The organism is Nonomuraea sp. NPDC050786 (assembly GCF_040654115.1).
In the GTDB taxonomy this organism is placed as follows: Bacteria; Actinomycetota; Actinomycetes; order Streptosporangiales; family Streptosporangiaceae; genus Nonomuraea.
Window position 1 is genome coordinate 73,312 of the sequence record NZ_JBFAHJ010000019.1, and the last position, 18,079, is coordinate 91,390.

An 18,079-nucleotide genomic window follows, 5' to 3' on the forward strand; every position below is an offset into this window, starting at 1 on the left:
CCTCCGTCCCTCTGGAGTCACGTGAGCAGCGGGCTTGTCGACGCGCCCCCTTCCGAGCCGAGTGCGCCACCCCGGCGTCGCCGCCGCTGGCTGCGCTGGGCGATCGCGGTCACCGTGACCGTCGTCCTCCTGGTCGCGGGCGTCGCCGTGGGCGTCCTGGCGAAGCTGAACGGCAACGTCAAGCACATCGACGTCACCGACGACGACCTCGGCGCGACCCGGCCGCCCAAGGTCGCGGGCACCGCCATGAACGTCCTGGTCGTCGGCTCCGACCAGCGCGACGGCAAGAACGCCAAGTACGGCCACCACATCGCGGGCGAGCGCACCGACACGATCATGCTGGTCCACGTGTCGTCCAAGCGCGACGGCGCGATGGTCGTCAGCTTCCCGCGCGACTCGCTCGTCCAGCTGCCCGCCTGCCGCGCCACCGGCACCCTGCCGGGCCAGCGGCCGCACCTCGGCATGATCAACGAGTCGTTCAACTCCGGCGGCATCGCCTGCACCTGGAAGACGATCGAGTCGCTCACCCACATCCGCATCGACCACTTCGTGAAGGTCGACTTCACCGGCTTCAAGAGCATGGTGAACGCCGTCGGCGGCGTCGAGGTCTGCCTGCCCGAGCCGGTGAACGACAAGAAGGCCCTGCTGCACCTGCCCGCCGGGCGGCAGACGCTCAACGGCGAGCAGGCGCTCGGCTACGTACGCGCCCGCTACAGCATGGGCGACGGCTCCGACATCGGGCGCATCCAGCGGCAGCAGATGTTCATCGCGTCGATGGTCAAGAAGGCGATGAGCGGCGAGACGCTCACCGACCCGGCCAAGCTGCTCGGCATCCTGGACGCGGGCACCAAGGCGGTGACCACCGATCGCGGCCTGACCTTCGGCGTCATGAAGGACCTCGCGACCAGCCTCCAGGGCCTCGACGCCGGCCACATCCGCTTCATCACCACGCCGTGGCACTACTCGCTCACCCAGCCGGGGCGGGTCGAGTGGGTGCAGCCGCAGGCGGGCCGGCTCTTCCAGATCGTGGCCAAGGACGAGAGCGTCCAGGGCGTCAAGGGCGGGCAGGCCAAGGTGGGCCGTACGAAGATCCAGATCGAGCTCCGCAACGGCACCTGGCGCAGCGGCCTCGGCACCCAGGTGGCGGCCTTTCTGGAGCAGCGCGGCTACCACATCTCCAAGATCGGCGACTCGGCCCGCAAGCCGCAGCCCAAGACCACCGTCCTGTACGGGCCCAACGGCGAGACCCGCGTGCCCACGCTCACCGGCGACCTGCTCTCGGCGGTCACCCGCAAGGTCGAGGGGGCGCGGACCAACCGGCTGGTGCTGGTGATCGGCGACGACTGGAAGGGCCTGAAGCCCCTGCGCGCCGACGACACGGAAGCCCTCAAGGGCTTCGACGCCACCCACGACACCTGCGCCACCTGATCACGGCTACGCGAAGAGCATCGAGAGCGCGGCGAGGGCGTCCACGACCTGGTGGGCGTCCGGCGTGGCGGCCGGGTCGAGCAGCCACTGCAGCAGCAGCCCGTCCGTGATGGCCACCAGCACCGACACGATGACCTCAGGCGCCATCGGCAGCTCGACGCCCAGCTGCGCGACCGCCCGGCGCACCATGTCGGCGCCCACTTCGCGGCAGCGCGCGTACGAGTCGGCCAGTTTCTCCCGCAGCGCGGCCTCGCGGAGCGCCGCCGGATAGGACTCGACGAAGACCGTGAGCTGCGGCCGCAGCTCCTCGAAGGCGTCGACCAGCTCCGTCATGGCCCGCTCCAGCATCTCCCTGGGGCTGGTCGCCTCCGTGGCGAACATCGACCGCTCCACCCGGGCGATCCACTGGTCGAAGAAGCCGGCGATGGCCTCGTGGAGCAGCGCGTCCTTGCTGCCGAAGTGGTAGCCGATGGAGGCCAGGTTGGTGCCTGAGGCGGCGACCAGGTCGCGGGCCGTCGTGCGGGCGTAGCCCTTCTCCTGCAGGCAGGCCACCGCTCCCGCCAGCAATCTCTCCCGGTATCCACCGGCCTCTGTTCGTGCCACGCGATCCATGCTACTGATGTATACAAATGTCTATGACGTACGTACATCTACGAGGAGGCGCGAAGATGATCCCTCCAGGACCGAGACTCCCCTCAGTGGTGCAGACCGCGTGGTTCATGCGCGACGCGCCCGGCATGCTGGAGAGCTTTCAGCGCAAGTACGGCCCGATCTTCACCGTGCGCTACACCGGCTTCGCGCCGGAGGTCTACGTGACCACCGGGGAGCTCGCCGAGCAGGTCTACCGGACCGACCAGGGCGGCGGGCGCGCGGGTGAGGCGCGGCGCGACTTCCTGGAGCACATGGTGGGCGCGCACTCCGTGCTCACCCTGGACGGCGACCCGTGGTGGCGGCACCGCAAGCTGCTCAACCCGCCGCTCCGCGCCAAGCAGGTCGCGGGCTACCGTGACGACATCGCGGCCATCGCCGCCGAGAAGATCGCGACCTGGCCCCTGGACAGGCCGTTCGCGCTGCGGGAACGCATGCAGGACATCACGCTGGAGATCATCATCCGGCTCATCTTCGGCATTCAGGACACCGGGCGCATCGGCCGGCTACGCGCGCTGCTTCCAGACCTGATCGAGACCGGCGGCTCCATGCCGGTCGTCATGCTCCCGGACAGGTTCCGCGGACTGCCGTACTGGCCCCACGCCCGGTTCGCGCGGCTGCGGGCCGAGGTGGACGCGATCCTGTTCGACGAGATCCGCCGCCGCCGGGCCGCGCCGGGAGGCGCCGACGTGCTCGGCCGCCTGCTGGACACCGACCTGGGCGACCAGGAGATCCGCGACGAGCTGATCACCATGCTCGTCGCCGGGCACGAGACCACCGCCACCGGCCTGGCCTGGGCGTTCGAGCGCCTCCTGCGCATGCCGGAGGTCCTCGAACGGCTGCCGGACGACGAGGCCTACCTCGACGCGGTGGTCAAGGAGGTGCTGCGGGTCAGGCCCGTCGTCTATGAGGCGCCGAGACTGCTCGACGCCCCGCTCGAACTGGGCGGGTACGAGATCCCGGCGGGATGGTACGCCGGACCGTACATCCCGCTCGTGCACCGCGACCCGGCCGCCTTCCCCGAGCCCGACGAGTTCCGCCCGGAGCGCTTCCTGGACGGTCCCCAGAACCGGGCTCAGAACCGGGCCTGGATGCCGTTCGGCGGCGGCCGGCGCTTCTGCGTCGGCGCCCAACTGGCGCTGCTGGAGATGCGCGTCATCATCCGCGAGGTGCTGCACCGCCTGGAGCTCACGGCGCCCGATCAGGCACCGGAGGCCAGGCGGCTGAAGAATGTCACTCTCGCACCCGCGAAGCTGACCCGCGTCACTGCGCGCGCTCGGACTCCTGCTCGGACGAGCTAGCCGGGTAGATCTCCTCAGCCCCCCGCGTGTCGGCGCCGAGCTCCTCGCGAAGCCGGTCGTAGTCGATGTGGTGGTTGGTGTACTTCAGCTGGCGAGCGACCTTCGTCTGCTTCGCCTTGGCTCTTCCTCGGCCCATGGCTACTCCCTAGTCCCCGCTGTCATGCTATCCAACAACGTTACGACTTGAAGAATTATGCAACTGCGCTGGATTAGTCTGGGCTATATGCACGTGGAGGTCCACCAGGCCAAGGCCGACTTCTTCCGAACGCTCGGCCACCCCGCTCGCATCCGAGTGTTGGAGCTACTCCAGGAAGGGCCGCTCCCCGTCAGGGATCTGCTGGCCCAGATCGACATCGAGGCCTCGAGCCTCTCCCAGCAGCTCGCGGTCCTGCGCAGGGCCGGGATCGTGAGCGCGATCCGCGAGGGCAGCACCGTCGTCTACACGCTGGCCACCCCCGAGCTGGCCGATCTGCTCGGGGCTGCCCGTCGCATCCTCACCGACATGCTCGCCGATCAGGGTGAGCTGCTCGCCGAGCTGCGAGCGGAGGTCACTTAGCGAGCGCCCGCCGCACGTGCTTGGGGTACCAGGCGGTGAAGACGGCGGGCACGGCGAACGTGAGCACCTTGATGGCGATGACCAGCGTCGTCGCGTGAGGTGCGGCGTTGAGCACGAGCGTCAGGGAGACCGCGGCGACGGTGAAGGCTGCCGCCCAGACCGTGGTGATGATCGCGTTCGCGCGGTAGAACTGCGGGGTCTCCCAGACCTCCTGCGACGTCATCGTGCGCGCGATGCCCAGCGTGAACGGCTTGCGGAGGGCCAGCGAGCCCCAGGCGGTGCCGGCCAGCCAGACGTTGACCAGCGCGGGCCCGTACGGCGTGAGCGGTGAGTGCGGGTCCACCAGCGAGAGCACCGTGAGGCAGGCGAAGAAGACCGCCGCGCTGCTCTCGATCACCATCTCGTCCCAGGCCTTGCCCGCCCAGCGGTCGCGGACGACCAGGACGAGGGCGATGACCAGGCCGGTGATGGCGCCCGAGCGCCACTCGTCGCTGGTGGCGATGACCGCGTAGACGATCCAGGGGAGGAAGCCAATCAGACCGGGCATGGCGGGTGTCCCTTCACGTTCCATTTGTGACATGTCGAAGGTAGAACTTCCTCCGGCGATATGTCAACATAGGAATATGAGCCTTCGACATGCCGTACTGGGACTGCTCTCCGAGGGACCCGCGAGCGGATACGACCTGCTGAAGATGTTCGACATCTCCCTGTCGAACGTGTGGCCCGCCACGCAGAGCCAGCTCTATGCGGAGCTGGGCAAACTGGCCGACGCGGGCCTCGTGGACGTGTCGGCCGAGGGGCCGCGCGGCCGCAAGGAGTACGCGATCACCGAGGAGGGCCTGGCCGAGCTCCGCCGCTGGATCACCGAGGTCGAGCCGACCAGGGTCCTGCGCAGCGACATGCTGCTCCGCGTGTTCTTCCTGGCCCAGGTCTCGCCCGAGCAGGCTCGCGCGTACCTCGGCCACCAGGCCGACCGGGTCCGCAAGCAGCTGGAGCACCTGGAGGGCATCCGCGAGTTCCTCGAGAACCGCCACGACAACCTCTCGCAGTACGGGCGGATGACCCTCGAGTACGGCCTCCGCCTGGGCAGAGCCCAAGTGGAGTGGGCCGAATGGGCCGAAGGCCAGATCCGTTAGGCTCTGGCCCATGGTCTCCGAGCTGTTCGATCCCAAGGCGTGGCAGGCGGTCGAGGGATTCGACTTCACCGACATCACCTACCACCGGGCGGTCGACCAGGGCACGGTGCGGATCGCGTTCAACCGGCCGGAGGTACGCAACGCGTTCCGCCCGCAGACCGTCGACGAGCTCTACCGGGCGCTCGACCACGCCCGGCAGACGACGGACGTGGGCTGCGTGCTGCTCACCGGCAACGGCCCCTCGCCCAAGGACGGCGGCTGGGCCTTCTGCTCGGGCGGCGACCAGCGCATCAGGGGCAAGGACGGCTACCAGTACGCCGACGGCACGGCCGCGACCGGCCGCCTGCACATCCTGGAGGTGCAGCGGCTCATCCGGTTCATGCCCAAGATCGTGATCTGCGTGGTGCCCGGCTGGGCCGCGGGCGGCGGCCACAGCCTGCACGTCGTGGCGGATCTCACACTGGCCAGCGCCGAGCACGCCCGCTTCAAGCAGACCGACGCCGACGTGGCCAGCTTCGACGGCGGCTTCGGCTCGGCCTATCTGGCGCGGCAGGTCGGGCAGAAGTTCGCCCGCGAGATCTTCTTCCTCGGCGACACTTACACGGCGGCCGACGCCCACCGCATGGGCATGGTCAACGCCGTGGTCCCGCACGAGGAGCTGGAGCGGACCGCCCTGGAGTGGGCCCGCAAGATCAACGGCAAGTCGCCGACGGCGCAGCGGATGCTCAAGTTCGCCTTCAACGCGATCGACGACGGGCTGGTCGGGCAGCAGGTGTTCGCGGGAGAGGCGACGCGGCTGGCCTACATGACGGAGGAGGCGGCCGAGGGGCGCGACTCGTTCCTGGAGAAGCGCGAGCCCGACTGGTCGCCGTTCCCCTGGCACTTCTGACGGCCGGATAACGGGCGGCGCCTGGCCCACGGCTCCGGGCAGACTGGGGGCATGAGGATCAAGGTGCCGGCGGCGTTGACCGAGTCGCATGTGAAGTACGACGGGGAGGCCGGGCGCGAGTGGTCCGCCGGGCTGCCCGCGCTGGGCGAGCGTTACCTGGAGGAGTGGGGGCTGCGGCTCGACGGGGAGCCCAGGCACGGCGTGGTCTCCCTGGTGCTGCCCGTCGTACGCGAGGACGGGACGAAGGCCGCGCTCAAGCTCCAGCCCGTCAATGACGAGAACGCCACCGAGGTCCACGGGCTGCGTGCCTGGGCGGGCGACGGCTCGGTGCTCCTGCTCGACTCCGACCCCGGCACCGGCACCCTGCTGCTCGAGCGGCTGGAGGCGGACCGGTCGCTGTCGAGCGTGCCGGACGACATGGAGGCGCTGGGCATCCTGACCGAGCTGCTGGCCCGCCTGGTCGCCTATCCGGCCCCGGAGGGGCTGCGCCGGTTGGGCGACATCGCGCAGGCCATGCTGGACGACGTGGAGCAGGCCCTGAAGAGCCTGCCCCGAGAGCGGGACCGCCACTGGATGAGGCGGTGCGCCTCGGCGGTCGCAGAGCTCGTCTCCGAGCCCGGCGACCGGCTGCTCCACTGGGACCTGCACTACGACAACGTGCTGGCCGCCGACCGCGAGCCGTGGCTGAGCATCGACCCCAAGCCGCTGGCGGGCGACCCGTGCTTCGACCTCTGGCCGGCCCTGCACAACCGCTGGGAGGCCGTTCTCGCGACCGGCGACGTGACGCGCGGGGTGCTGCGGCGCTTCGACTTCATGGTGGACCGGCTCGGCCTCGATCCCCAGCGGGCCGCCGGATGGACGCTCGGCCGCATCCTGCAGAACGCCCTGTGGGACGTGGAGGACGGCGAGAGCGAGCTCAAGGAGATCGACCTCGCCATCGCCGAGGCCGTGAACGTCAGATCGTGAGGACGATCTTCCCCCGGCCGTGGCCGGTCTCGATCTCCCTGTGCGCCTCCGCGGCCTCCTCCAGCCGGTACGTCCTCCGCACCGCGAACCTGAAGGCCCCCTCCGCGATCAGGGCGGCGTAGCGCCCGAGCCGCTCGGCGGAGCGCTCGCCCTGGACGACCCGGACGCCCAGCTCGGCCGCCTTCCCGTGCTCGACCAGGGTGACGATCCGGTCGCGCTCCTCGACCAGCTCCAGCGAGACCTCCAGCGCGTGGCCTCCGGCCCCGTCCAGCACCGCGTCCACGCCGCCGGGGGCGAGCGCGCGCACCCGGTCCGCCAGCCCTTCGCCGTAGGCCACCGGCACGGCGCCGAGGTCGCGCAGGTAGTCGTGGTTGACCTCGCGGGCCGTGCCGATCACGGTGGCCCCGCGCCGCCGGGCGATCTGCACCGCGGCCGTGCCCACGGACCCGGCCGCGCCGTGCACGAGCAGCGTCTCGCCCTCCGCCAGGCCGAGCCCGTTGATCGCCAGCTCGGCGGTCTGCACGCCCGAGGTCAGCCCGCCGGCCACCGCCCAGGGCACCTCGGCCGGCTTGGGCGCCACGTTCGCCCCTGGGACCACGACGTACTCGGCGTAGGAGCGCAGGGCCGAGAAGCCGAGCACCTCGTCGCCCACCGACACCCCGGCGACCCCCTCGCCCACCTGGTCCACCACGCCCGCGAACTCGTTGCCGGGAATGCGCGGGTAGGGCATCGAGGGTATGTACGGCGGCAGCCACCCCGCCCGTACGGCCGTGTCGAACGGCTGCACGCCGGCCGCCCGCACCCGCACGCGCACCTCTCCCAGGCCCGCCTGCGGCGCGGGCAGCTCCATCACCTTCAGCACCTCCGGGCCGCCCGGCTCGGCGAAGGCGGCCGCTCTCATCACTTCCGTCATGAGCGCCAGCATGCAACCTCAACCGAAGTTGAGGTCAACTCGCCAGACTTACCGGGAACTTTCCTCTTTAGTCGCGCTTTATCTGTATAGAGTCCGTCAGGACGTCAACGGGGGATCGCAAACCGAGGCGGGATGACCGAGTTCTTAGCGACCGTACTGAGCTTTCCGACTGTCATTTTCACTTTCCTTCTCGTGGTGGTCGTCGGTTATTGGCTGACCGTGATCACCGGGCTGTTCGAGCTGGAGGACGACGCCGCCTGGCTGGGCCTCGGGGGAGTCCCCGCCGGGATCGCGCTCTCGCTGTTGATCGCACTGGCCTGGCTGCTCTGCCTGATCGGCAGCGTGGTGGTGGCGAGTGGCGGCCTGCTGTTCGCCGTCCCTTTCGCCGCACTGGCCGGGGCCTGGTTCGCCACCCGTGGCCTGCTGGTTCCGCTGCGCCGGCTGTTCCCTGACGGGGATCGGCACTCACGCGGCGACTTCGTCGGGCAGATGTGCGTGATCCGCACCGGCGCGGCCACGCCCGACTTCGGCCAGGCCGAGGTCACCGCCGCCGACGGCTCCTCGGCGGTCGTGCAGGTACGTACGACCGGCCGGGACCGGCTGGCCCGCGGCGACAGCGCCCTCATCTTCGAATACGACAAAGACGGCGAATTCTTCTGGGTCATGCCCTACGAAAGTGAGCACTGATGGACGTCATCTCCACAGGATTCGGCGTATTTCTTGCCGTCATCCTGGTCATCGTGATTGGCCTGCTCGCCGTCATCGGCCGCCTTTTCCGCAAGGTGGAGCAGGGCAAGGCGCTGATCGTCTCCAAAGTCAACAAGGTGGACGTGACGTTCACCGGCGCCGTGGTCCTGCCCGTCGTCCACAAGGCCGAGATCATGGACATCTCGGTCAAGACCATCGAGATCGAGCGGACCGGCCGGGAGGGCCTGATCTGCCGGGACAACATCCGGGCCGACATCAAGATCACGTTCTTCGTCCGCGTGAACAAGACCGCCGAGGACGTCATCAAGGTCGCCCAGGCCATCGGCACCGCCAGGGCCAGCGACGAGACGACGCTGCAGGAGCTGTTCAACGCGAAGTTCTCCGAGGCGCTCAAGACCGCCGGCAAGCAGCTCGACTTCGTGGACCTCTACACCAAGCGCGACGAGTTCAGGGACGAGATCGTCCGGCTCATCGGCACCGACCTGAACGGCTACAGCCTCGAGGACGCCGCCATCGACTACCTCGAGCAGACCTCGCTGCTGCAGCTCGACAAGAGCAACATCCTCGACGCCCAGGGCATCCGCAAGATCACTGAGCTGACGGCGATCGAGCACGTGCGGACGAACGAGTTCCAGCGCAACGAGGAGAAGGAGATCACCCGCCAGAACGTCGACGCCCGCGAGGCCATCCTGGAGCTGCAGCGCCGCCAGGCCGACGCCGAGCTCAAGCAGCGGCGGGAGATCGAGACCGTCAAGGCCCGCGAGGAGGCCGAGATCGCCCGCGTGCAGGCCGAGGAGCGGCTGCGCGCCCAGAGCGCGAACATCAAGGCGGACGAGCAGCTCGGCGTGCAGAACGAGAACCGCGCCCGCGAGGTGGCGGTCGCCGAGAAGAACCGCGAGCGCGTGATCGCGATCGAGTCCGAGCGGATCGAGAAGGACCGCCTGCTGGAGGTCATCGCCCGCGAGCGGGAGACCGAGCTGTCGCGCATCGCCAAGGACAAGGAGGTCGAGACCGAGAAGCGCTCGATCGCCGAGGTCATCCGCGAGCGCATCGCGGTCGACAAGACCGTGGCCGAGCAGGAGGAGAGCATCAAGCGGCTGCGCGTGGTCGAGGAGGCCGAGCGCACCCGCCAGACCGTGATCATCGCCGCCGAGGCCGAGGCCCAGGAGAACCTGGTCAAGGACATCAAGGCGGCCGAGGCCGCCGAGGCCGCGTCCAAGTTCAGGGCGCGCGAGGAGCTGGTGCTCGCCGAGGCCAGGCAGCAGGCCGCCGAGCTGGAGGCCCGGGCCAAGATCCGGCTGGCCGAGGGCGTCCAGGCCGAGTCGGCCGCGGCGGGGCTGGCGCAGGTGCAGGTCAAGGAGCGCGACGCCGAGGCCATCGAGAAGGTGGGCCGCGCGGAGGCGCTGGTGCTGAAGGAGAAGCTGGCCGCCGAGGCCGAGGGCGCCAAGGCCATGGCCCTGGTCGAGGGCGACCGGATCAAGGCACAGGCCGAGGGCGAGCAGGCCATGGCGCTGGCCGGCGCGGCCGCGGTGGGCGAGAAGCTGAAGGCCGAGGCCGAGGGCCTCACGGCGAAGGCGGCCGCGATGGCGGCGCTGGACGAGGCCAGCAGGGAGCACGAGGAGTACCGCCTGCGTCTGGAGGCCGACAAGGAGATCAGGCTCAAGCACATCGACGTCTCGCGGCAGGTGGCCGAGTCGCAGGCGAGCGTGCTGGCCGCGGGGCTGGCCAAGGCGAACATCGACATCGTCGGCGGCGACACGATGTTCTTCGACAAGGTGGTCGGGTCCATCACCGCGGGCAAGGTGGTCGACGGCTTCGTGGACCACTCCCAGGTCGCCGGGGCGCTCGTCTCGCCGTACGTCAACGGCTCGGCGAGCCTGGCGGCCGACCTGGCGAACGTGATCGGCGGCGTGCGCACCGAGGACATCAAGAACCTGACCGTCTCCGCCCTGCTCCTGCGGCTCATCCAGGACGGCGGCCCGCAGGCGACGGCGCTCGGCGAGCTGCTGGAGACGGCCCGCAGGCTGGGCGTGGCCGACTCCCCGGTGGCCGCGCTGGCCGGGGTGAAGGGCTGACGTGGGCGAGCTGGAGGCGGGGACGTACGAGGTCCTCAGGAACCGGCTCCAGGCCCAGGCCAAGGCCCTGACGGCGGCGGCCGAGCGGCTCAACGGCGAGCGGCTGGAGGTCTTCGGCGGCGCGGAGCTGCGCCTGCTGGGCACCGAGCGGATCCGTACGGAGAACAACTGCGTCCCCAGGGACATCGTCTCCCTGGGCGACGTGATGCTCTTCGGCTACAACGTGTTCATCGGGCTCAAGCCGGAGACGGCGGTGGCGGACGTGTTCGCCGTGCACCGGTTCTCCAGGGACGGCGACGCGTTCAGGTTCGACGCCGGCAGGCTGGAGACGCTGGACGATCCGGCGTTCAGGAAGGACTTCGCCGAGCTGTACCGGTACTACAAGGAGACCCGGCTGCAGCAGCTCAGGCGGGTCGAGGGCAAGCTGCTGGCGGTGTTCCAGACGGGTCCGGCGGACCTGCGGGTGCTGCGGTGGGCGGTCGGCAACGGCGGGGTCCCGAAATATTTGGACAACCGGGGGGAGCGGGACCACGTCTTCCCCCCGTCCCACGACTTCGAGTGGACGCCGACCACGCGCGACGACCACGTCCTCGGCCGGCACCCGCACATCTCGATCGAGGACGAGGTGTTCGTCGAGACGGTCGGCGGCGACCTCACCATCAAGATCGAGAACAACACGGAGACCGGCGCCGGCATCTACGCCGAACCGGTCGCCGAGCCGCTGCAGAGCCTGGCGGACGCCGACGTCGAGTACGCCAGGGTCGGGCCGCTCATCCTCATGCGGATCAGGCCGTACAAGGAGACCGACCGGCGCCACCTGGTCTTCAACCTCCGCACCAAGGCCGTGATCAGGCTCGACGGCATCGGGCAGGCGTGCCAGCGGCTGCCCGAGGACCAGGGGCTGATCTTCCCCGGCGGCTACTACCTGGCGACCGGGGTCAGCAAGACGTTCGACACCGACGTGACGGACCTGGAGTTCGAGCGGGTGGTCCGCTCGCCCAACGGCGAGGACGTCCTGTACGTCTTCCACGCCAGGGGCGACGGGCGCTCCCTGCTGCTGCCGTACAACGTGATCAGGAAGGAGGTCGCCAACCCCATCGTCTGCCACGGCTACTCGCTCTTCGACGACGGCACGATGGTGGTGTTCCGCGCGACCTCCGACGAGCCCACCCGGGTCCACCCTATGCAGGTCTGGCAAACGCCGTACGTCTCCGACACCTACGCCGCCGCCCAGCCCGCCGGGACCGGCCCGCTGGAGCGCATCGGCAACGCCGAGCTGGTGCGCGGCATCTCCGACTGCCTGTCCGTGTCCCGGATGATCGAGGAGATGGCGCCCTCGACGGGGACGTTCGAAGGACTGATCGCGGCCTGCACGCGGGCGTTCGACTCCTACCACTGGCTCGGTGAGCAGGGCCTGCGCGAGCCGCTCGCCGACGTGCGGGCCACGGCCGAGCAGGTGCTGGACGAGTACGAGAACGTCGAGCAGCTCACCCGCCAGGCCGCCGGCGCGCTCGCCGCGGCCTCGGAGGAGACCACCCATCTGGTACGCCAGGCGCGCGCCGACAATCCGGTCACCGCGGACGCCTGGGTCACCATGCTGGCCACGCTCCGCCGGGCCCAGGGCCGCCTGGTGACCTTGCGCGAGACCCGATACATCGACCTGGCCGCCATGGACGCGCTGTCCTCGTCCGTGACGGAGGAGCTCGCGTCGGCCGGGAAGCGGGCGGTCGCGTTCCTGCAGGGCGCGGAGGCGTTCACCGCCTATCACGCGGCCGTCGAGGAGCTCGCCGCCTCCGCCTCCGCGATCGCGACGGTCGCGGAGGCCGCCCCCGTCGCGGACCGGCTGGCCGCGCAGGCGGAGGGGCTGGAGGTGGTGACGGAGGTCGTCGGCTCCCTGGAGATCGCCGACGCCACCGTACGCACGTCCATCCTGGGCCGGATCGCCGAGGTCCTCGGCGGGGTGAACCGGGCGCGCGCCCTCCTGGACGGACGCCGGCGTGAGCTGCTCGGGGCGGAGGGGCGGGCCGCGTTCGCCGCCGAGTTCGCGCTGCTCGGGCAGGCCGTCACCGGCGCGCTGGCCATGGCGGACACCCCGGCCGCCTGCGACGATCAGCTCGGGCGGCTGATGCTGCAGCTGGAGACCCTGGAGTCGCGCTTCGGCGAGTTCGACGACTTCGCGGCGCAGCTGTCGGCCAAGCGGGACGACGTCTACGAGGCGTTCTCGGCCCGCAAGCAGTCCCAGCTCGACGACCTGGCCCGGCGTGCCGACCGGGTGTTCGCCTCGGCCGAGCGCATTCTGGGCGGCATCACGCGCCGCCTCGGCTCCCTCGGCTCGCTGGACGAGGTCAACACGTACTTCGCGACGGACCCGATGGTGGCCAAGGCCCGCTCGGCCGCCGCGGAGCTCCGTTCGCTCGGGGACGCCGTACGGGCCGAGGAGCTGGACGGGCGCGTCAAGTCCGCCCAGCAGGAGGCTCTGCGGGCCCTCCGGGACCGGCTCGACCTCTTCTCCGACGGCGGGGAGACGCTGCGGCTCGGCCGCCACCGCTTCGCCGTCAACACCCAGCCCATCGACCTGACGCTGGTGCCGCACGACCGGTCCATGTCCTTCGCGATCACGGGGACCGACTACCGATCCCCCGTGCCCGCCGCCTTCGCCGACACCCGGCCCTTCTGGGACCAACTGCTGGTGTCGGAGACTCCTGAGGTCTACCGGGCCGAGCACCTGGCGGCCTCGCTCCTGGACTCCCTGCCGGCCGGGGCCGCCCTGCCGGACGTGGTGCGGCAGGCCATGGAGTCCCGCTACGACGAGGGGTACGAGCGGGGCGTCCACGACCATGACGCCGTGGCCATCCTGGACGTGCTGGTGCGGCTGCGGTCGGGGGCGGGGCTGCTGCGGTATCCGGCCGAGGTACGGGCGGCGGCCCAGCTGTTCTGGACCTTCGGGTTGGACGAGGTTTCACGTAAAACATTCACCACCCGGGCCGTGTCGCTGGCCCGCGCCCGCGCCGTCTTCGGGCCCACGCCCGCGTTGGACTCGCTGGCCGCCGAGCTGGGGGCGCTGATCGCGCGCTTCATGGCCGGCCTCCGTACGAGCACGCCGGACCGCGCTGCCGGGTCGGCGGGATGGGGTACGGCGGCACCCGGCGCAACGGGGTCGGCGGCAGAGGGCGCGGAAGCGGAGCTCGCGGGTGAGTATCTCGTCGAGGAGCTCGGCGGCACCCCGTCCGGGTTCGTGACGAGCAAGGCGGCGCGCGAGCTCCTCGACGGGTTCCGGCACACCCTGGGCCCGGCGAAGGTGCGGGAGTTCGAGGAGGAGCTGAAGAGCGTGCCGCTCCCCGAGCGGCTGCAGCTGGCCCACGCCTGGATGGCCGCCTACCACCAGGGCCCCGAGGTGGCGGAGGCCATCGCCGTGCAGCTCTGCGACCTCCCCCGGCAGGACTCCAGCGCCGCCGTCCAGGAGAGCGTGGAAGGGCTCCTGGGCGCGCATCCCCGCATCAAGGACCGGCGGCTGGACATCAGGCTGGACGAGATCCTCCCCAGGACGCGCCGGTTCAGGCAGGAGCGGGTCCCCGCGTACCGGGCCTACCAGCGGCGCAGGAGCGAGCTGGTCGAGGCCGAGCGGCGCCGCCTGCGCCTGGACGAGTACCGGCCCAAGGTCATGAGCGCGTTCGTCCGCAACCGCCTCCTCGACGAGGTGTACCTGCCGCTGATCGGCGACAACCTGGCCAAGCAGCTCGGCGCGGCGGGCGCGGGCAAGCGTACCGACCAGATGGGGCTCCTCCTGCTCATCTCGCCGCCCGGCTACGGCAAGACCACCCTCATGGAGTACGTCGCCAGCCGCCTCGGCCTGATGTTCGTCAAGGTGAACGGGCCCGCCCTGGGCCACGAGGTGACCTCGCTGGACCCGGCGGACGCGCCCGACGCGACGGCGAGGCAGGAGGTGGAGAAGATCTCGTTCGCGCTGGAGGCGGGCAACAACACGCTGCTCTACCTCGACGACATCCAGCACACCTCACCGGAGCTGCTGCAGAAGTTCATCTCCCTGTGCGACGCCCAGCGCCGCATCGAAGGCGTCTGGAACGGCCGCACCCGCACCTATGACCTGCGCGGCAAGCGGTTCGCCGTGTGCATGGCGGGCAACCCGTACACCGAGTCGGGGCGGCGCTTCCGCATCCCCGACATGCTGGCCAACCGCGCCGACGTGTGGAACCTGGGCGACGTCCTCTCGGGCAAGGACGAGCTGTTCGCGCTGAGCTACATCGACAACGCCCTCACCTCGAACCCCGTGCTCGCGCCGCTCTCCGGCCGCGACCGCGAAGACGTCGAGCTCCTCGTACGCCTCGCCAAGGGCGACACCACCGTCAGGCCGGACCGGCTCCGGCACCCGTACACCAAGCCGGAGCTGGACCAGATCCTCAGCGTGCTGGCCAAGCTGGTGCGCGTCCAGGAGGTCGTGCTGGCCAACAACCGGGCCTACATCTCCTCGGCCGCGCAGTCCGACGCCGCCCGCACCGAGCCTCCGTACCGGCTGCAGGGGTCGTACCGGAACATGAACAAGCTGGCTGAGCACATCGTCCCCGCCATGAACGACGCCGAGCTGGAGGCGGTGATCGACGACCACTACCTCGGCGAGGCCCAGACCCTGACCACGGACGCCGAGGCCAACCTGCTCAAGCTGGCCGAGCTCCGCGGCCGGCTCACCCCGGCCCAGGCCGAGCGCTGGGCGGAGATCAAGACCGCCTACCTCAAGGCCAAGGCCCTGGGCGGCGCCGACGACGACCCGATGGCCCGGGCCGTGGGCGCCCTCGGCCTGCTGGCCGACCGCGTGGGCGAGGTCGGCACGGCCATCCGCGAAACCGACCACTAGGGCCACCGACCCGGTGCGCCGCGCGCATCGGGCCGTGCCGTGCCGGTCTACGCCGTCAGGTCACGGGTGGCCGCGCGTTGGAGGGCCGTGGCGCGGGTGAGGTAGTCGAGGATCAGCTCCAGCTCCTCGTCCGTGTACTGCTCGTACAGCTCCCCCAACGCCGCCACGAACGGTTCGAACAGCTCGCCGAACCCGGCCAGCCGCTCGTGGTTGATCTCCACAATGACCCGCCGCCGGTCCCGCGTGTCCCGCACCCGCCGCACCAGCCACTTCGACTCCAGCCGGTCGATCAGCCCGCTGACGGTGGCCGGCGCCAGCCCCGCATGCTGGCCGATCTCCCCCGCTGTCAGCGGCCCCATGCGTTGGAGCAGGTCGAGCGTCTTCTCCTCCGTCATGCCGAGCCCCAGCCGCTCGCCCATGGCGGTGTGGTACATCACGGCGGCGTTGCTGCTGTCGCGCCCCGCCATGGCGAGCGCTTCCAGCAAATTATTTCGACGCTCCGAAATATCTCTGGACATAAGTAAAGCCTCCGCATATATTTCGTTCGGCCGAACGAAAGGTTATCACCATGAAGGCTCTTATCATAGGCTGCGGCATCGCTGGACCCGTCACGGCGATGGCTCTGCGCGAGGTGGGTGTGGACGCCGAGATCTTCGAGGCGTACGGGCAGGGCGCGGAGGACGTGGGCTCGTTCCTGAACGTCGCCTCCAACGGCCTGGCCGCGCTCCGTGTGCTGGGCGCGCACCACAAGGTCCTGTCACACGCCATCCCCACCCCGCGCATGGTCATGTGGAGCGGCTCTGGCAAGCGGCTGGGCGACGTGGCCAACGGGCTGCGGCTCGACGACGGCACGGTAAGCCACACCGTCCTGCGGTCCGACCTCTACGGGGCCATGCGCGACGAGGCCGCCCGGCGCGGCATCCAGGTCACGTACGGCAAGCGCCTGGTTTCGTACGACGAAAGCGCGGACCGGGTGACGGCCAGGTTCGAGGACGGCACGGAGGCGACGGGCGACCTGCTGATCGCCTGCGACGGCGTGCACTCGCGCACCCGCACGATCCTCGACCCACAGGCCCCCGCCGCCAGCTACAGCGGCCTCTACAGCTGCGGCGGGATCGTCGAGGACGCCGGCTTCACCGGCGAGCCGGGCGTGTACAACATGGTCTTCGGCAAGCGCGCGTTCTTCGGTTACACAGTGGCCGAGACGGGCGAGACCTGGTGGTTCGCGAACGTGCCCAGGCGGCTCGGGGACGTCCCGGAGGACTGGAAGCCGGTGCTGGTCAGAGCGTTCGAGGACGACGCGAACTTCTCCGCCGAGCTCATCCGGCGCAGCGACGTCCACCCGCCCCTGCCGATCCACGACCTGCCGACCGTGCCCGTGTGGCACCGCGGCCGGGTCCTGCTGACCGGGGACGCCGCGCACGCCACCTCCCCCAGCGCCGGCCAGGGCGCCTCGCTGGCCATCGAGGACGCGGTCGTCCTGGCCAGGTGCCTACGTGACAGCGGGAGCCACACGGAGGCGTTCGAGCGGTTCGAGGCCGAGCGGCGACCCAGGGCGGAGCGGGTGGTGGCGTACTCGAGGACGATCAGCAACAGCAAGGCCGCGGGCCCGGTCACCCGGGTCTTCCGCGACCTGATGCTGCCGCTCTTCCTGAAGAAGAGCGCGAGCCAGGAGTCACTCGCCTGGATGTACCGCTATCAGGTGAGCCTGTGAAACCGCCTCCTCGCCGGCCGGAACCAGCGGCAGCCGTACGTCCGGGGTCGGGATCAGGCCCTCGGCGTGCAGCACGCCCTTGATCACGGTGGGGTTGGGCTCGGCGAAGAGCGCCGCGGAGAGCCGGGCCAGCCGGTGCCCGAGCGCCCGCGCACGGGTCACGTCGCCCGCGTGCCAGGCGTCCACCAGCTCGACGAAGCTCCGGGTCTCCAGATGCGCGGAGGCGAGGATCCCGCCCGCGGCCCCCAGCGCGAGCAGCGGCGAGATGTACGCGTCGTCGCCGCCCACCACCTCGAACCCCTCGGGCAGGTCGCCCAGCAGGTCCACCGCGTCCTGGTCGATCCCGCCCGCCGCGTACTTCGTGCCCGCGATCATCGGGTGGGCGCCGAGGCGCCGGAGCGTCGCGCCGCTGACCGCCTGCCCCGTCCGGTACGGGATGTGGTAGATCACCAGCGGCACCGGCGTCTCCTCCGCCAGCGCCTCGAAGTGCGCGATCACGCCGCGCTCCCCGGGCCGCAGGAAATACGGCACCGTGACCAGCGCGGCGCCGACCCCCTCGGGGAGACTCTTCAGGGCACGGGCCGTCGAGCGCGTGTCGTTCCCCGTCACCCCCACCGTGAGCAGCGCCTGCCGCTCCGCGCAGACCCGCGCGCACGTCTCGATCACCCGCGCCCGCTCGTCCGGGTCGAGCGCGGCCACCTCGCCCGTCGTCCCCAGCGCGACCAGCCCGGCGGCGCCCTGGTCGAGCATGTGGAAGGCGAGCTTCTCGATCGCGTCCACGGCCACCTCTCCCGACGAGGTGAACGGGGTGACCAGCGGTACGTGGATTCCTCTCAGCATGCTTCGAGCCTGCCCTGGATCGATACATTAGGTCC

At 70.4% G+C, this 18,079-nt stretch carries 15 protein-coding genes and 1 pseudogene; 10 read left to right on the forward strand and 6 right to left on the reverse strand.

Features of this window, described 5'->3' with window-relative positions; translation table 11 throughout:
- The first annotated feature begins 21 nt into the window (after positions 1 to 21).
- On the forward strand, positions 22 to 1,428 hold the full coding sequence (locus AB0H84_RS30215; RefSeq protein ID WP_357611444.1) for an LCP family protein: 1,407 nt from the start codon (positions 22 to 24) through the stop codon (positions 1,426 to 1,428).
- A 6-nt stretch (positions 1,429 to 1,434) separates the two neighbouring features.
- Here the strand turns inward: AB0H84_RS30215 and AB0H84_RS30220 are convergent, their stop codons facing one another.
- A complete protein-coding gene (locus AB0H84_RS30220; protein ID WP_357611447.1) occupies positions 1,435 to 2,031 on the reverse strand; it encodes a TetR family transcriptional regulator C-terminal domain-containing protein in 597 nt (198 codons plus the stop codon).
- Between the two features lie 65 nt (positions 2,032 to 2,096).
- Between AB0H84_RS30220 and AB0H84_RS30225 the strand changes: the two genes are divergently transcribed.
- A complete protein-coding gene (locus AB0H84_RS30225) occupies positions 2,097 to 3,377 on the forward strand; it encodes a cytochrome P450 (RefSeq protein ID WP_357611450.1) in 1,281 nt (426 codons plus the stop codon).
- A gap of 34 nt (positions 3,378 to 3,411) precedes the next feature.
- Here AB0H84_RS30225 and AB0H84_RS30230 read toward each other — a convergent pair.
- Positions 3,412 to 3,513: pseudogene (locus tag AB0H84_RS30230) on the reverse strand (DUF3073 family protein); the annotation flags it as partial.
- Positions 3,514 to 3,600: 87 nt separating this feature from the next.
- On the opposite strand from AB0H84_RS30230, the gene AB0H84_RS30235 reads away from it, so the two are divergent.
- On the forward strand, positions 3,601 to 3,933 hold the full coding sequence (locus tag AB0H84_RS30235; RefSeq protein ID WP_090938046.1) for a metalloregulator ArsR/SmtB family transcription factor: 333 nt from the start codon (positions 3,601 to 3,603) through the stop codon (positions 3,931 to 3,933).
- Here AB0H84_RS30235 and AB0H84_RS30240 read toward each other — a convergent pair.
- Entirely contained in the window at positions 3,926 to 4,480 is a 555-nt protein-coding gene (locus tag AB0H84_RS30240; protein WP_357611453.1) for a hypothetical protein, read from the reverse strand. The two genes, AB0H84_RS30235 and AB0H84_RS30240, sit on opposite strands and share 8 nt — an antisense overlap.
- A gap of 76 nt (positions 4,481 to 4,556) precedes the next feature.
- Here AB0H84_RS30240 and AB0H84_RS30245 point away from each other — a divergent pair, with 76 nt between their 5' ends.
- The 3 genes from AB0H84_RS30245 to AB0H84_RS30255 are packed head-to-tail and all read left to right on the forward strand — an operon-like array spanning position 4,557 to position 6,924.
- Positions 4,557 to 5,069, forward strand: a complete 513-nt coding sequence (locus tag AB0H84_RS30245) for a PadR family transcriptional regulator (RefSeq protein ID WP_357611456.1) — start codon at positions 4,557 to 4,559, stop codon at positions 5,067 to 5,069.
- A 10-nt stretch (positions 5,070 to 5,079) separates the two neighbouring features.
- Complete coding sequence (locus AB0H84_RS30250; RefSeq protein WP_345000212.1) at positions 5,080 to 5,958, forward strand: 1,4-dihydroxy-2-naphthoyl-CoA synthase; 879 nt, start codon at positions 5,080 to 5,082, stop codon at positions 5,956 to 5,958.
- A 51-nt stretch (positions 5,959 to 6,009) separates the two neighbouring features.
- Positions 6,010 to 6,924 (forward strand): aminoglycoside phosphotransferase family protein, encoded by a 915-nt coding sequence (locus AB0H84_RS30255; protein WP_357611459.1) that lies wholly within the window; start codon positions 6,010 to 6,012, stop codon positions 6,922 to 6,924.
- On the opposite strand, the gene AB0H84_RS30260 is transcribed toward AB0H84_RS30255, so the two are convergent.
- The gene (locus AB0H84_RS30260) at positions 6,914 to 7,837 is read right to left on the reverse strand and encodes an NADP-dependent oxidoreductase (protein ID WP_357611462.1); all 924 of its coding nucleotides are present in this window, start codon (positions 7,835 to 7,837) and stop codon (positions 6,914 to 6,916) included. The two genes, AB0H84_RS30255 and AB0H84_RS30260, sit on opposite strands and share 11 nt — an antisense overlap.
- Before the next feature lie 195 nt (positions 7,838 to 8,032).
- Here AB0H84_RS30260 and AB0H84_RS30265 point away from each other — a divergent pair, with 195 nt between their 5' ends.
- The 3 genes from AB0H84_RS30265 to AB0H84_RS30275 are packed head-to-tail and all read left to right on the forward strand — an operon-like array spanning position 8,033 to position 15,490.
- Positions 8,033 to 8,524, forward strand: a complete 492-nt coding sequence (locus AB0H84_RS30265; RefSeq protein WP_357611465.1) for a hypothetical protein — start codon at positions 8,033 to 8,035, stop codon at positions 8,522 to 8,524.
- Positions 8,524 to 10,620 (forward strand): flotillin family protein, encoded by a 2,097-nt coding sequence (locus tag AB0H84_RS30270; RefSeq protein ID WP_357611468.1) that lies wholly within the window; start codon positions 8,524 to 8,526, stop codon positions 10,618 to 10,620. Before AB0H84_RS30265 ends, AB0H84_RS30270 begins: the two co-directional genes overlap by 1 nt.
- Before the next feature lies 1 nt (position 10,621).
- The gene (locus AB0H84_RS30275) at positions 10,622 to 15,490 is read left to right on the forward strand and encodes a DNA repair ATPase (RefSeq protein ID WP_357611471.1); all 4,869 of its coding nucleotides are present in this window, start codon (positions 10,622 to 10,624) and stop codon (positions 15,488 to 15,490) included.
- 47 nt (positions 15,491 to 15,537) lie between these two features.
- Here the strand turns inward: AB0H84_RS30275 and AB0H84_RS30280 are convergent, their stop codons facing one another.
- Positions 15,538 to 16,008, reverse strand: a complete 471-nt coding sequence (locus AB0H84_RS30280; protein WP_357611474.1) for a MarR family transcriptional regulator — start codon at positions 16,006 to 16,008, stop codon at positions 15,538 to 15,540.
- Positions 16,009 to 16,058: 50 nt separating this feature from the next.
- On the opposite strand from AB0H84_RS30280, the gene AB0H84_RS30285 reads away from it, so the two are divergent.
- Positions 16,059 to 17,204: an NAD(P)/FAD-dependent oxidoreductase gene (locus tag AB0H84_RS30285; protein ID WP_357611477.1), complete on the forward strand. Its 1,146-nt coding sequence runs from the start codon at positions 16,059 to 16,061 to the stop codon at positions 17,202 to 17,204.
- On the opposite strand, the gene AB0H84_RS30290 is transcribed toward AB0H84_RS30285, so the two are convergent.
- Positions 17,166 to 18,044: a 4-hydroxy-tetrahydrodipicolinate synthase gene (locus AB0H84_RS30290; protein ID WP_357611480.1), complete on the reverse strand. Its 879-nt coding sequence runs from the start codon at positions 18,042 to 18,044 to the stop codon at positions 17,166 to 17,168. The two genes, AB0H84_RS30285 and AB0H84_RS30290, sit on opposite strands and share 39 nt — an antisense overlap.
- Positions 18,045 to 18,079: the final 35 nt, after the last annotated feature.